Here is a 13620-nt window from a genome sequence, read left to right as displayed (position 1 = left end):
ACCTCGCGCGCTGCGCTTGAGCGTGATTAATGGATGATGAAACCGGCATGGCCCTGATAGCGGCCCTGCGGAGAGTGCCCGGTCACGCCGTACTGCTCGATCAGGCGGTTGAAGAAGAGCGTCGAAAGATCGTTTGTCGGGCGCAGATTCTCATCCGGACGAACGAGTTCTTGCCGAGACACAGCTTGGGCCAGATAGGGCGTAATGAAGATTGCCAGTTCTGTTTGCGAGCGCTGGAAATCGGATGAACGAAACAGCTGTCCCAAGACCGGGAGGCTCATCAGGCCTGGAATGCCGTCAACGTTGTGCCGTAGACGCTGATCAAGCAGGCCAGCCATGACGATGGATCCGCCCGAAGGCAGTTCAACCATTGTGGAGGCACGACGGACCCGCAAACCAGGGATCGTCAACGCATTGTTATTGACCCCTTGCAGGGTGAAAGCTCCATCGGAGGTGAGTTCCGAAACCTCGGTCTCGATTTGCAGCGAAATCTGGTCGCCCGCGAGCACGACGGGCGTGAAGCCTAGCCCGACACCGTAGGGCTTGAACTCGATCGTGACGTTACCCTCGCTATCGAGGCCCGATGCGACAGGGAACTCCCCGCCGGCAAGGAACGATGCGGACTCGCCGGAAACAGCGGTCAGGTTGGGTTCTGCGAGTGTCCGGATGACACCATCCTGCTCAAGCGCTTGGATTTGCGCAGAAATACCATTCGAAACGATGTCCAGCCTAGAACTTGCGATCGCTTGTCCGGAGATGGAGAACGGGTTGACCGTTGCACCGGAAAGCAAGACGTCGCCGATTGTGGTGGTGATAGGCTGACCGTTGACAAAGTCCCCAAGGTTTACGCCCAGCTGACGCAGCGTGTTGCGCTGGACCTCGGCAATCGTGACGCGAAGATGCACCTGTTCGCCGCCTGCGATCTGCAGCGCATTCACCACCCGTTCCGCGTCACCAACAAAGCGGGTCGCCACATCGACGGCTGTCTGAGCTTGGGCGGCACTTTCGACGACGCCGCGCAAGACGACTCCATCGTTGACCGGTTCAACAGAGATGTTGGCGCCGGGCATCAGATCGGCAATCGTTGCCTGAATTCCGGTGACGTCGCGTTGAATGGTGATGTTGAGGACTGCGATCTGACGATCGGCGCCATCAAACAGGAAAATGTTCGTATCGCCGGCCGCGACACCCACGATGAAGACACGCCGTGCTGTGCGGACCACCGCATCGGCCACTTCGGGGTTGGAGACTAGCACGTCGCGGACGTCTGCCGGTAACTCAACAACCATCGATTTGTTGATACCGAGCGAAAGCGTGCGGGTTTGCCCGAAGCTTGAGATGGTCAATGAATCCATCCCCGTCGCGCGCGCCGTGTCGATTGGCAGGCTCGCAAAAACTACAGTGATGGCAAGGGCGCACAGGGCAATCCAGCGCATGATCGTATCCTCAAAAAGCTGGCGTGAAGAAGAACCGGAAACAGATTTCATGGCCTCAGCCCCCTTCGACGCCGAAGCGGATCGTGCGAACGGCACCAGAATCGCTGCCTCCACCCCGCAAGCGACGTTCAAGATCTTCATCGACGCCATCAGCTTCGGCATCGATATCGGCAATTGACCGGAGGACGAGGGAGAGCGAGCCCATCTCGTTTGCAAGCGCAACCAATTCAGCCTCGCCGGGCGAAAGCTCCAGGGTTGCAATCTCTCCGGTTACAAACTTCTCCCCATCGCGCTCCTCGAACGTCTGGTCGATCGCTAGGACGCGGATATTCTGGAGAATGGTTTCGGAGCTGAACGCGTCGCCGCCGTCACGGCTTCCCCCGCGCTCGACCCTCGTCAGAATGACGTCAATGCGGTCGTTCGGCAGAATGAAGCCTGCCGCCCGCGCTTCGGTTTCCACGCGAATAGAGACGGCCCGACGGCCTGATGGAAGCAGCGCCGACATAAAGCCGCGCTCTGCAGTCGCGATGACGGGTGATCGGATGGGTTCGCCTGCATAGATCGGCGAGGTGACGATACCTTGATCGAAATCTGTCATGGCGTCGGGGCTCGCCGACTCCGAAATAAATGTGTCCGTGATGTTCTGTTGGGGCCACTCGCGCCACTCCATCGAGGCGGAAGACAGCCGCTCTCCGATGGAAAGGTCGTACCGCGCAACGAGGACCCGATTAAGCTCGGCCGACGTGTCGACCTCGGCAACCGGTTCTGAAGGCGGCGTCGAAATATTGCTTAACATCAAAAAGGCGAGCCCGCCGGCGGCGACGGCAACACCTAGCACTGCGATCCGGGCAACTTTCATACTCTCGTCCCTTCCGACAATCCGGCGAGGGCACTCCGTTACGGAACTCTTACTTAAAGAGCCGGGTGGCCTACGCTTGCTTCGGCCAGACTTTGCGCTGGAAAGGTATAGGTAAGGTTAATCGAAAGTGATCAAATTGCAGGCCGTTAGGCGGCCAAGTTGATTCAGCACGGTAAGACCGAGTGATATCGAGCCCACGGCTTGGTAGTGTGGGCCGATCAACGGACAAACCTCCCAAGTGGTATGGGAGGTTAGAAGCCGATCGCCATTTCAAACCAAAACGTTTGCGGCCACAGGTACATAGCGGCGCCGCCTAAAGCGATGCCGTATGGGATACCCATTTCCTTGTTCAGCAACGGCACCAGCCATGCCGCGCGGGGCGAAAACATCAACGATGACGCTTGCGTCCGGCCAAGAACAATGGCTGCCGTAATTAGTCCGCCTAACAGCGATGCATACAAAAGGTAATCGAGACCCGCCGCCGGGCCAAACCAAAGCATCACAGCGGTTACGAGCTTTGCATCTCCGCCGCCGAAGGTCCCGGTCATGAATAAGATGAATGTAAGCACAAGGACAGCAAGCGCGGCACCGGTATGCCAAGCTATCATCTCAAGGGACAGCCCAGCGAGAGGTGCGGCAATAAAGAAGAGTGCGACTAGGACGAGATTGAGCTTGTTGGGTATTGTGTACGTGAACACGTCGGTCGTGGCCGCTAACAGCACCAGACCTGGGAATAAGCCCAAAACGATAAGCTCAAGCACCGTACCAAATCCTTCGTCTTGGTGTAAGCAAACAAAAGCTGGGGGCAGTCGCCACCCAGCGATGGCGCACACTAACCGCTTGCCGTGAAGCAAGGTTTAATTCGATCAGCCGTTGGCTACAGATTAGGCGGGCGAACCAAGACCGCTTCTCCGCTCTGAAAGGTCACGAATAGACGGCTTTCAGAAACATCATGCCGCGACCAGCGGCGGGAATACCGACCCACCGCCAGACAAAAAAGGCGACGAAGCCGCAGCTTCGTCGCCTTTCGATAACACCAGATGGTGACCTCTTAGAGAAGGCCAGCCGCGATCCGGTTCCAAGTCGTGTTGAGGCGCGTGCCCGACAGGCGAACAGCGGCAATAATAACGACGGCGATGCCGGCTGCGATCAGACCGTATTCGATTGCGGTTGCGCCAGATTCGTCCTTGGCGAACTTTGCGAGAGATTTCATGTCCAGACTCCATACACACTGTGTTTGTTCAATTCCGGGCATTTGGCGTCCGGAATGCTCAACAACCTAGCGAACGCACGTTAAGGCAAGGTGAGGGGCGGTGGTTAAATTGCATTTATTTGCATTTACCAATGTGCCGTCCAAAACAGCAGGCGAGTGACCGCGCAGGAAAGAACGGCGTAAATAATTAAAAACATTCGATAAATTTCAGAAAAAGCCGCCTTCAACCAGGCCTTAACTCGCCGTTCACCAAAAATGTCCATTCTGGTTGGCACCTAATATCGATGGAGGGACCTCCCGTGCCGATCGGCCCAAAAAACGTTTCGCTGCGCAAAAAGCTTGCCGGCCTATCCCTGCTTGGACTCGGCGTTGCTGCGTCTGTGCCAGCAATAGCAACAGCGCTCAATGGGCACGATGATGCGTCGATCATTACTGCCTCTGCCGATAAGGTCGACACAGGCGAAGTAATCAACGCTGAGCTTCCGCCAGCTCTCACCGCGGAGGAGATTGCGGCCGAGGAAGAGATTAAGCCTGTTCGCACAATACTGCCTGAGGCAGAACCAGTTATGATTGCGCCCGCTCGCGAGGTAACTGCAGACATGCAGGTCGAAGCTGCAGCTGAGCAGGTCACACCACCGCAGTCAGCGGCCCGGATGGCTGTGTCTGGTTCGACGGCGCAACCTGATACTATGACGGGTGATACCGCAGACACTATGGCCGCAAGTGCTCAACCGTTGGCCGGTAGCTCGGCGCCAGCGATTTCAGGTGGTATGGTCACCCTTGCGCTTGATCATGCCCGCGTGATGCGGGTCATGGCCGACATCGGAACCATTATCATTGGCAACCCGGCCATCGCAGATGTGTCGATGCCCGATCCGAGCACCATGATCCTGACTGGCAAGAGCTTCGGTGAGACCAATCTTGTTATGCTCGATCCGGAAGGCCAAATCATCGCTGAGCAAACGATCCAAGTGACCACCCGTGGGCAGAACACAGTCTCTGTCTTTCGTGGCACCCAGCGGACGACCTTTGCTTGCTCACCGACATGCGAAGTTCGTCCAACTCCTGGCGACGACACCGAACAGCTTGATGCGGCACTCGCCGCTTTTGAAGCACGCAATGCCGCCGCGCTCAGCGCCGCAAACGGTGAATAAACTGCGAAATACGTTTTTCGGCGTTGACGCTTCGCTTACCTGCGGTGGCCAAAAACCGGCATGATGAAGCCGGTTTAAGCCGCTGCGCAGGCAAGTGAAAAGCTTACGTTTACTCTGATTGCAAGCCATCGCTTTACTTTTCCGTGTGACACTTGGCCCGAGCGTCGGGTCATCGTGGGTCGCAAACTTCGTTAGAAGCGCATCGATGAAGTGAAACCACCGCCGCTCACATAGCGCTGAGAGGTTGTAGTCGATGATACAGGCAACGGGAGACAGAGTTCGCGCACTCAGCGGTGCGGCGAAGCGTTTCTGGCGCCAACCTTCCGGCGCAACTGCCGTCGAATTCGGGATTATTGCTGTACCTTTCTTCTTTTTGAAGATGGCGATCATCGAAACTGCGATGGTCTTCTGGGCCGGCCAGCTGCTTGAATCGGGTGTGTACGAGGCGGGTCGACAGATCCGCACCGGCCAGGTGCAGGAGCGGGGCGTAGGAGCGGAAGACTTTCGCCAACTTGTCTGCGCGTCGGCAGGAAGTCTCTTCGATTGTAACGATCGATTGCGTGTCGATGTTCAGCGCGCCGTATCGTTCGACGATGCAGATCTTGCTCGGCCTGCTGTCGATGGCGCGGGCAACTTCAACGGCGGTTTTGATTACACGCCCGGAGCCGGCGGCGAGACGATAATTGTCCGGGCGTTCTATCGTTGGCCGCTGCTTTTCAATTTTTTCGGCCTTGATGCCTCCGATATCGGAGGGCGCCAGCGTTTGCTGATTGCGACAACCGCCTTCAGGAATGAGCCGTTTGAGTAGGTGGCTAGGCTGCGTCTCCGCGCCTAGGCCTTCCACGATCGCAAAGCCAGAGTAGTCACATGCGTAAACTGTTTCACCGCACCAGCAAAAGAACTGATCGGACGTCCGAGGCACAGGGCGTTATGCGCTCGCTGGCGCGCGCGCGTAGCTTTCTTGTTGATCGTAAAGGGATTGCCGCAACCGAGTTTGCGCTGATTGCACCGTTTATGATCGCCTTGTGGCTTGGCTCGATTGAGCTAAGCCAAGCTGTCTCGATCGACCGAAAAGTATCGCATGCGTCGTCTGCACTTGCTGATCTCGTGACACAACAGTCCAACCTAACCGCTGCCGAGGTCGACGACATCATGGATGCGACGGTCGCGATCCTTCAGCCTTATGATGTGACCAATCTGTCCATCGAAATGGTTGGCTTGAGAATAAACGCATCGCGCGATGTCACCGTGGAGTGGTCCTGTGCGCGAAATCGCGGCCGTCCAGGCGTTGGAGGCAGTTATACGGTTCCCGGAACACTGTTGCAGCCCGATACCTTTCTTGTGGCGGCGCAACTGTTTTACAATCACACGCCCACAACGACGTCCGTCATCACTGGCTCGATTACGCTGAGTGATGCGTTTTACTTGAGACCGCGCCGCTCGTCGACAATTACGGCTCCTGGCTGCGTCTAGAGCGGGTTTTGATCCAGGAGCAGATTGCAGGATCACTGTGACCTAAGCCATTGGTGTGGCTAAACATTTTTTGTTAACCATATTGTTGTCAACTCACCTAGACACAGTCTGTGAGTTGGTCAGTGGCATCTGACGGTATCCGCACCAAAGTTCTCGCAAAGAACCGGGGCTTGAAGAAGCTGTCGGCGACCATGGCTGCTTGTATGGTCGCAGCCGTGGTTGTGACAGAAGCCCTGTTTTTGGGTCCGTCAATGCTGATTTGGGGGGATGCCAATCGGGCTGCCGCGATCGAGCAGGTCCGACAGGCTTGGTACCATTCTGTCGCTCCCGGAACGTTCCTAACAGCCGAGCAAAAGCGTCAGATCGGTCGCCGTATGGTCGGCGACGGCCTGATCGAAGGCGGCGTGGTTTACGACGCAGCCGGTGAACCGGTGTCGGTGTTTGGGGAACAGCCTGTCCTTGACCTCAACCACGCCCGCATATCGGGTGTCAAGCAGCAGCAAAGCTTGAACGCGGACGCCTTCGACATTCACCTCACACCTGAAGAGACCGGTGCTGGTCATCACCTCATTCTCAGGCTGCCGAACGCCCCTGTTGTTGAGGGGACGCGTGCCCAAGCGATCGAATTCGGCATCAGTGTCCTGATAGTATCGGGGGGCGCTGCAGTGCTATTCCTTTGGAGTGCACTTTGGCTTGTTATTCGTCCATTGCAGCGCGTCAACACTGCGCTTCGGAACGCAATCGGCGACCCGATGCACGCGGCCGACTATCAGTTGGAGTTCTCACGATCAGACGAGATCGGTTCCATAGGCGATGCCGTCGACCAGTTATTGAAGTCGATTGCGGCAGTCTATCAGGATGAATTGGCAATCCTTCGTGCCGCCAATGATGCTTTCCAGTTTGCGTTGATCCAGTACGGGCCGGACGGTCAACCGATGGCGGCAAATGCGGCTGCTCTGCGGTTATTTGCCAGTGATGATGTGGTGGAGCTCGCCAAATCGTACCCGAACTGCGCATCGGTCTTGGGAGCAAAAAAAGCCGAGCCGAGACCAATCCTCGAGGTGCTTGGTGAAGGCAAAGCGCCGGTCATGCTCGGTTTACACGTCTACGCTGGAATGGTCACCGCTTTGGGCTACCAGGTCGAGGTGAAGCGCGATGCGGATAGCGGCAGTATGCGCTTTGTTGCCCTGGTGATCATCGATGATTTGATGCGCGATGCACGCAAGGCATTGCTTGAAGCAAAACGTGCCGATGCGCGTTCTCAGGCGCACTCGGCTGAACTACAAGAGATGCGCAGGCTCTTGGAGTCCTGCTTGTGCCTGCTCGAAGCCAATTCTTCAGCACAAGATCCTGAACAACCGCAGTCCATACTGCCTGATCGGATCCTCAACGGCTGGTACAATGAGGCAGCACGGGACGGTTTGGTGTCTGGCAAGCTTGAGCATGGCCTTTTGCCAAGAATGAAGGCCAAGCCCACCGCTTTGCGCAACGCCCTGCGGCAAGCCCTGCTGCTCGTTTACGCCAACACCACAGCGGAACGCCCATTCCTGAAGGTCGATGCGCACGAGAGCGACCAGAACACTGTGACGATCTCCATCAAGGACATCTCAGCCATGCGAATTTCCGGCGGTGAAAGACGCGTCAAGAGCATTGATCCAACCCTTCCTCGCGCGGCGCTGACACAAGCCCTGATGCAAGCCGGTGGACAGTTTGTCGACTTAAACATCAGCGACGGCGAGACAATTCTTCGCATCAGTTTGCCCAGCACAGGCCAAGCGTTGAACCCAATCGAGGGTGGTGATGCTCTGCTGAAGGCCGGCTGATACACAGGGCGTTAGTCTTCCAGTGATCGCGGGATGACGGCCCAAAACCGTAAGGCGTCGGTGTACGGGCGATAATCGGATAACGTGGTAGTGACGAAGGCTTTGCCCGAGCCATTGTCGATCGCGTCGAAAGCCGCGCCGTTTTGATTTGCCAGCAGTATCAGAGACGATTGCAGAGCCTGCTGGACGTCCGCCGAAAGCTGCGTGTGCGCAAAATGCGTCTCTCCAATCGCAGGCGGTGAGCGCCACACGATGCGCAGCTCATTGCGTTGATCGGCCGTCAAATCATGTGCGGGGACCCCAGCAGACATCTGGGGTCCAGCCGCCTGTGGCGTCCAGAACAGGGCCGCGTCGGCGCGTCCGTCCGTCAACGCTTCAGCGGCATCCGTAAGCGAGGACGCAAATTGGTAGTTCGCATCTGCCCGTACCCCTAAGCCAGCGCGAGACAGTTCGGATAACCCGATGTGATGGGCAACCACACTGTTCTCACCTACGATAACCAGGCGGTCGGCAGTCAGTGTCTCAAGGGTGCCAGGCGATGTGATGGACGATGAAGCCGGCACAGCAAGAGCAGCAAACAGACCAGCTAGCCCCAAATGCGTGGGTTGCGCTGCCAACGGCTCCACGCAACCACACAGTGAGGCCGTTGCCGCGACAAGACTGCCCGGCGCGATCGCGTAACTCAACTGCCCACGGCTAGCCGCAAGCATCAATCCGCGCGCCTCACGATAGGGAACGAACTCAACGGGACGGCTAAGCACGCTTTCTAAATGCCGCCTGTAAGGGTCCAATCGTGCACGTTGACGATCCGGCGTGACACTGGCCAACACCCCTACGCGAAAAACCTCGCCCTCAAGGGTAGGGCCTTGCGGCTCTTGGACTGTGGGCAGGGTCAGCGTTAGGCCAGCCGGCGGCGCGCGCCTGTCGATTGTACCGGTGGTTTCGGCACTTGCCTTAAACACTGTCGCGCCGGAGAGCCCGAGTGCAAGTGCGGCGAGACCATAAGACAATCTTAGTCTTGGCCTGGCGGAACGAGTCTTGGACGAACTACGCATGGTCCGACCTTGCGACTTGGTTGTGAAGAAAACGTGTCAGGCTACCACATAAGCCGCCGGGCGGCCCTATCCTAGGCATCCAAAAAACCCTTGAGCACCCCGAGCGTGTTGCCTGCCAGAGCTTCCACTGCGTAGCCCCCTTCGAACACAAACAGGGTGGGCAGTTTCAGGCTCGCTAAGTCAGCGCCCATCCGCACAAAGTCGTCGCACTGCAAAGCGAAATGGGAAATCGGGTCGTCATAAAACGTATCGACACCGAGCGAAATAATCAGCGCGTCGGGCCCGAAGTGGCGGACCGTTGTCAGCGCGTGGCCCAGTGCAGATCGGTACGATACCCAATCTGTTCCAAAGGGCAGCGGTAGGTTGAGGGTCGAACCCTCCCCCTCTCCAATACCGAATTCGTCTGCATACCCCGAAAAATAGGGATATTCGTCACGCGGATCGGCATGGATCGACACAAACAGGACGTCACGCTGTGCTTCGAAAATGGCTTGGGTTCCGTTGCCATGGTGATAGTCGACGTCAAGGATTGCGACTTTCTGGGCACCTGCATCGCGCAGCGATTGAGCGGCGATGGCTGCATTGTTGAGAAAGCAGTACCCGCCATAACCGCTCGGCATGGCATGGTGCCCCGGCGGACGGCAGAGCGCGAAGACCGGTCCGTCGGAGCTCAGAAGCCTGTTTGCGCCGGTTTGTGCGCAAGCAGCGCTTGCTTGCACGGCGGCCCACGTTCCTGGCCCCATCGGCGTGCCAGCATCGAACGAGTAGAAGCCCATCAAGCCATCAATGTGACGCGGGCGCCGACCCTTTAGCCCCGATGCAGGCCAGACGAACGGAAAGACATCATGTGTGGCGGGGTCGCGACCACTCGCAAGCCATAAATCCCAAAACGTCTCGATGAACTCTACATAGTCGGCTCGGTGCACGCGCTCCACGAGCGATCGATCGAGTGGCTCGGGTCCTTGAATTGAACCAAGGCCTTCGGATTGAAGGCCTTTGTGCACCATATTCACCCGAGCGGGCACCTCCACTGCTGGAACCACTTTTCCGTCGGCAAGTTCCACCTGAGGGTCATGCAACGCGTGATCGGGAGGATAAATCGTCTGCAGCACGGGTCAAATTGTCTGGTTGTAAGCGCCAACCTCGGGGTTTTGGCGCAGGGCGCTGTCCATAGCGTCGAACATCTCGCGCAGACGCGCCTCGGAAATCGGGCTCTCGACGACAACAACGAGTTCCGGCTTGTTCGAAGATGCGCGGATCAGGCCCCACGTCCCATCTTCCGTTACGACGCGAACGCCGTTTACGGTGATCAATTCGCGAATCTGTTGGCCAGCGACAGTCTCATTATTGGCATCAAGTGCTCTGAAGTGGCTGACCACCCGATCGATGACATCGTACTTGACCTCATCGGCGCACTTGGGACTCATTGTCGGAGACCCCCATGTTTTCGGAAGGTCGCGATAGAGCTCAGCCATACTTTTGCTGGGGTTGTTCTCGAGCATTCGGCAAACCGCCAGAGCGGTTACCAGGCCGTCATCGTAGCCGCGGCCGATGGGATCATTGAAGAAAAAGTGCCCCGACTTTTCAAAGCCTGCGAGTGCGCCGGTCTCGGCGACTCTGCGCTTGATGTAGCTGTGCCCAGTTTTCCAATACTCAGCTCGCGCACCATTCGCTTGGAGTACCGGGTCGGTCAGAAAAAGGCCGGTTGATTTGACATCAACAACGAAGGTTGAGTTTGGGTGCGTGGCCGAGAGATCACGAGCGAGCATCACGCCGATCTTGTCTGCAAAAATCTCATTGCCTTCATTGTCAACGATACCGCATCTGTCGCCATCGCCGTCGAATCCAAGGGCCAGATCAGCGTCATGTTCACGAACTGCGTCTGCCATCGCATGCAGCATCTGCATGTCTTCTGGGTTTGGGTTGTAGCGCGGGAAGGTGTGATCGAGGTCAACATCGAGCGGGATGACTTCGCATCCAATCCGTTTCAGCAGGTGTGGAGCAAACGCTCCAGCCGTGCCATTCCCACACGCGCACACGACCTTAAGCTTTCGGGTCAGAACGGTGCCAACGCTTAGATCGTCGAGGTAGGTTTGGCCGAAATTTGGAACAAACGTGTAGCTGCCTCCTGGTGCGCTGACGCTCGAATTACCCAAGACTATGTCGCGCAGTCGGCCCATCTGTTCAGGCCCAAAGGTGACGGGCCTTTGCATCCCCATCTTGACGCCGGTCCAGCCATTATCATTGTGCGAAGCCGTCACCATAGCGACAGCTGGTACATCGAGAGCGAACTGCGCGAAGTAGGCCATCGGTGACAGCGCGAGCCCGATATCGTTAACCTTGATGCCCGCCGTCATCAGGCCGGCGATTAGCGCGTATTTGATGGACGCCGAGTAGCTTCGGAAGTCGTGCCCGACTATGATTTCGGGCTTGATCCCTTCCTGCTGGATAAGCGTGCCCAGACCAGCCCCAAGTGCCTGAACGCCCATTAGGTTCAGCTCTGGTGGGACGTCCGATCCTGGATGACCAAACCACCAGCGCGCGTCGTACTCGCGAAAGCCAGTCGGTTTCACCAGCGGCGTCGACTCGAACTCCGACGTATTGGGGGCGAGAGCGCTGGCAGGTTCGGGAAAAATCATGTGACGGTGTCCTCCCTCAGACGTTTGAGCTTCCCTTAGCGCGGCGGCTAGCTGCTTGGAAGCGACACCTGCTAAAGGGCAAAATGCTGCGCGAGGGCGGAACCGGCCTAGTTTTCGAGGATCAACATTCCGTTTTCCACGCGGAAGCCATCAAGACGGGTTAGAAACGACATGCCCAGCAGGTTTATCCCAAGCTGGTCATCTCGACTGACAAGCGCCTCAACATTGCGAACACGGATCGATCCAATCTCAACCGATCGGAGCACGATCCGTGCCGAGTACTTGCGCCCGTTTGCCGTGTTGACCGGAACATTGAAGTCGCTGTTGCGCAGGCGGTATCCGGCACGCCTGGCGTCGCTCTCTCGCAGGCTGATCAAAGTCGCACCTGTATCGATCAAAACCGGCATATCGGCTCCGTCGATCTCGGCATACGTTTCAACATGGCCGCGGCCGTTGAGACGAAAGACCTCATCGCCGCCGGTCGCCGCCGGCCGGGCAGGGGTCTGCGATCGTTGTGCTGGCTGCTGTGCCGTCTGCGCAACTGCCTGCTGTGTGCCGCCCTCAGGGCTGATTGTCACCAGCAGCGCCGTAGCGCTGGCAAAACCAAGCACAAAGCCGCCAAAAAGCATCATCAAGCCGCGCATACGCACCCCCTGTTTGGGCGGAAGGTACTGGATGGTGATGACGCATTAGCTAATGGTCGGCGGAGCCTCGGTTACACTTTGTGTTGCGTTAATAGGGCCTTACCGGCTCAACCCACCCACTAGGCTTGGCATGTCGAGCGGTCGAAAGCCATAATGTGTCAGCCAGCGGACGTCCGCTTCGAAGAAGGCGCGCAGGTCCGGCATACCGTACTTCAGCATCGCGATGCGATCGATACCCATACCCCATGCAAAGCCCTGATATTCGTCCGGATCGAGACCACAATTGCTCAGGACGTTTGGATGCACCATGCCGCAACCGAGAATCTCCATCCAATCGTCGCCCTCGCCAAGCCGAACCTCATCGCCTGAGCGGTCACAGCCGATATCGACCTCCATGGAAGGCTCGGTGAAGGGGAAGTAGGATGGGCGGAAGCGCATCTTGACCGACGGCACTTCAAAGAAACTCTTGCAGAACTCCTCAATGATCCACTTGAGATGTCCGATATGGCTCGACTTGTCGATCACAAGGCCCTCGACCTGATGGAACATCGGCGTATGGGTTTGGTCACTATCGCAGCGATAGGTCCGCCCCGGAATGATGATCCGGATGGGCGGTTCCTGGGATCGCATGGTTCGGACTTGGACCGGTGAGGTATGGGTTCGCAGCAAAAGGCGCTCACCGTTCTCCTTCTCGTTGAAAAAGAACGTGTCATGCATTTCGCGGGCCGGATGGTCATCGGCAAAGTTCAACGCGCTAAAGTTCAGTTCATCTGTCTCGATGTCGGGTCCTTCTGCAATTGAGAAGCCCATGTCACCGAAGATGGCCGTGATCTCATCGATGACTTGGCTGACAGGGTGGATGCGGCCTTCGCCTGTGGGGCCGGGCAGAACAGGCAGTGTGACGTCGACGCGCTCTGTTACGAGACGTGCCTCGAGCGCTTCTTCTTCTAGCTGAGCTTTCCGGGCCGCTATCGCGTCGGCAACGCGCGTCTTGAGACCATTAAGCGCTGGCCCCATCACTTGCCGCTCTTCCGCTGTCATTTTGCCGAGCGTCTTCATCTGCTCGGACACCGAACCTTTTTTCCCGATCGCGCCGACACGGACTACGTCGAGCGCCGCTTCGTCGGCTGCTTCCTTAATGGCCGCCGATATATCGGCTTCCAGCGCAGCTAGGGTGTCTGGCGTGGCGGCTTCGATCATGATCATTCACTCGGGTGTAAACGGTTGGCGCGGTTGTAGCTTTGAACCGCAAAAGTGCAAGCGTAGGGCCATCATCCTAGAAAAAAGCCCCACCTGTGGGCGGGGCTTTGGCAGGCTCTTTCAA

The 13620-nt window shown here is 57.5% G+C and carries 13 protein-coding genes; 4 read left to right on the top strand and 9 right to left on the bottom strand.

What is annotated here, in order from left to right; all coding sequences use genetic code 11:
* Positions 1–26: 26 nt before the first annotated feature.
* The 4 genes from AAF739_02455 to AAF739_02440 all read right to left on the bottom strand — a co-directional run bounded on the left by AAF739_02455 (position 27) and on the right by AAF739_02440 (position 3508).
* The gene (locus tag AAF739_02455; GenBank protein MEM6381510.1) at positions 27–1487 is read right to left on the bottom strand and encodes a type II and III secretion system protein family protein; all 1461 of its coding nucleotides are present in this window, start codon (positions 1485–1487) and stop codon (positions 27–29) included.
* 4 nt (positions 1488–1491) lie between these two features.
* Complete coding sequence (gene cpaB / locus AAF739_02450) at positions 1492–2295, bottom strand: Flp pilus assembly protein CpaB (protein MEM6381509.1); 804 nt, start codon at positions 2293–2295, stop codon at positions 1492–1494.
* A gap of 251 nt (positions 2296–2546) precedes the next feature.
* The gene (locus AAF739_02445; GenBank protein ID MEM6381508.1) at positions 2547–3056 is read right to left on the bottom strand and encodes a prepilin peptidase; all 510 of its coding nucleotides are present in this window, start codon (positions 3054–3056) and stop codon (positions 2547–2549) included.
* A gap of 290 nt (positions 3057–3346) precedes the next feature.
* Entirely contained in the window at positions 3347–3508 is a 162-nt protein-coding gene (locus AAF739_02440; GenBank protein ID MEM6381507.1) for a Flp family type IVb pilin, read from the bottom strand.
* A 299-nt stretch (positions 3509–3807) separates the two neighbouring features.
* Between AAF739_02440 and AAF739_02435 the strand changes: the two genes are divergently transcribed.
* The 4 genes from AAF739_02435 to AAF739_02420 all read left to right on the top strand — a co-directional run bounded on the left by AAF739_02435 (position 3808) and on the right by AAF739_02420 (position 7958).
* A complete protein-coding gene (locus AAF739_02435) occupies positions 3808–4662 on the top strand; it encodes a pilus assembly protein N-terminal domain-containing protein (protein ID MEM6381506.1) in 855 nt (284 codons plus the stop codon).
* Positions 4663–4915: 253 nt separating this feature from the next.
* Positions 4916–5470: a TadE/TadG family type IV pilus assembly protein gene (locus tag AAF739_02430; protein MEM6381505.1), complete on the top strand. Its 555-nt coding sequence runs from the start codon at positions 4916–4918 to the stop codon at positions 5468–5470.
* A 59-nt stretch (positions 5471–5529) separates the two neighbouring features.
* On the top strand, positions 5530–6135 hold the full coding sequence (locus tag AAF739_02425; GenBank protein ID MEM6381504.1) for a TadE/TadG family type IV pilus assembly protein: 606 nt from the start codon (positions 5530–5532) through the stop codon (positions 6133–6135).
* 170 nt (positions 6136–6305) lie between these two features.
* Positions 6306–7958 (top strand): hypothetical protein, encoded by a 1653-nt coding sequence (locus AAF739_02420; protein ID MEM6381503.1) that lies wholly within the window; start codon positions 6306–6308, stop codon positions 7956–7958.
* Between the two features lie 11 nt (positions 7959–7969).
* Here the strand turns inward: AAF739_02420 and AAF739_02415 are convergent, their stop codons facing one another.
* From AAF739_02415 to pheS, 5 genes are all read right to left on the bottom strand, one after another.
* Positions 7970–9013 (bottom strand): PhnD/SsuA/transferrin family substrate-binding protein, encoded by a 1044-nt coding sequence (locus AAF739_02415; GenBank protein ID MEM6381502.1) that lies wholly within the window; start codon positions 9011–9013, stop codon positions 7970–7972.
* Between the two features lie 71 nt (positions 9014–9084).
* Positions 9085–10125: a histone deacetylase family protein gene (locus tag AAF739_02410; GenBank protein ID MEM6381501.1), complete on the bottom strand. Its 1041-nt coding sequence runs from the start codon at positions 10123–10125 to the stop codon at positions 9085–9087.
* 3 nt (positions 10126–10128) lie between these two features.
* Entirely contained in the window at positions 10129–11652 is a 1524-nt protein-coding gene (locus tag AAF739_02405) for a phosphomannomutase/phosphoglucomutase (GenBank protein MEM6381500.1), read from the bottom strand.
* 107 nt (positions 11653–11759) lie between these two features.
* Entirely contained in the window at positions 11760–12296 is a 537-nt protein-coding gene (locus AAF739_02400) for a TIGR02281 family clan AA aspartic protease (GenBank protein MEM6381499.1), read from the bottom strand.
* A gap of 99 nt (positions 12297–12395) precedes the next feature.
* The gene (gene pheS / locus AAF739_02395; protein ID MEM6381498.1) at positions 12396–13496 is read right to left on the bottom strand and encodes a phenylalanine--tRNA ligase subunit alpha; all 1101 of its coding nucleotides are present in this window, start codon (positions 13494–13496) and stop codon (positions 12396–12398) included.
* Positions 13497–13620: the final 124 nt, after the last annotated feature.

The sequence above is a fragment of the Pseudomonadota bacterium genome, from assembly GCA_039024915.1.
In the GTDB taxonomy this organism is placed as follows: domain Bacteria; phylum Pseudomonadota; class Alphaproteobacteria; order Rhizobiales; family MH13; genus MH13.
This window is presented reverse-complemented; position numbering and strand designations above follow the sequence as displayed.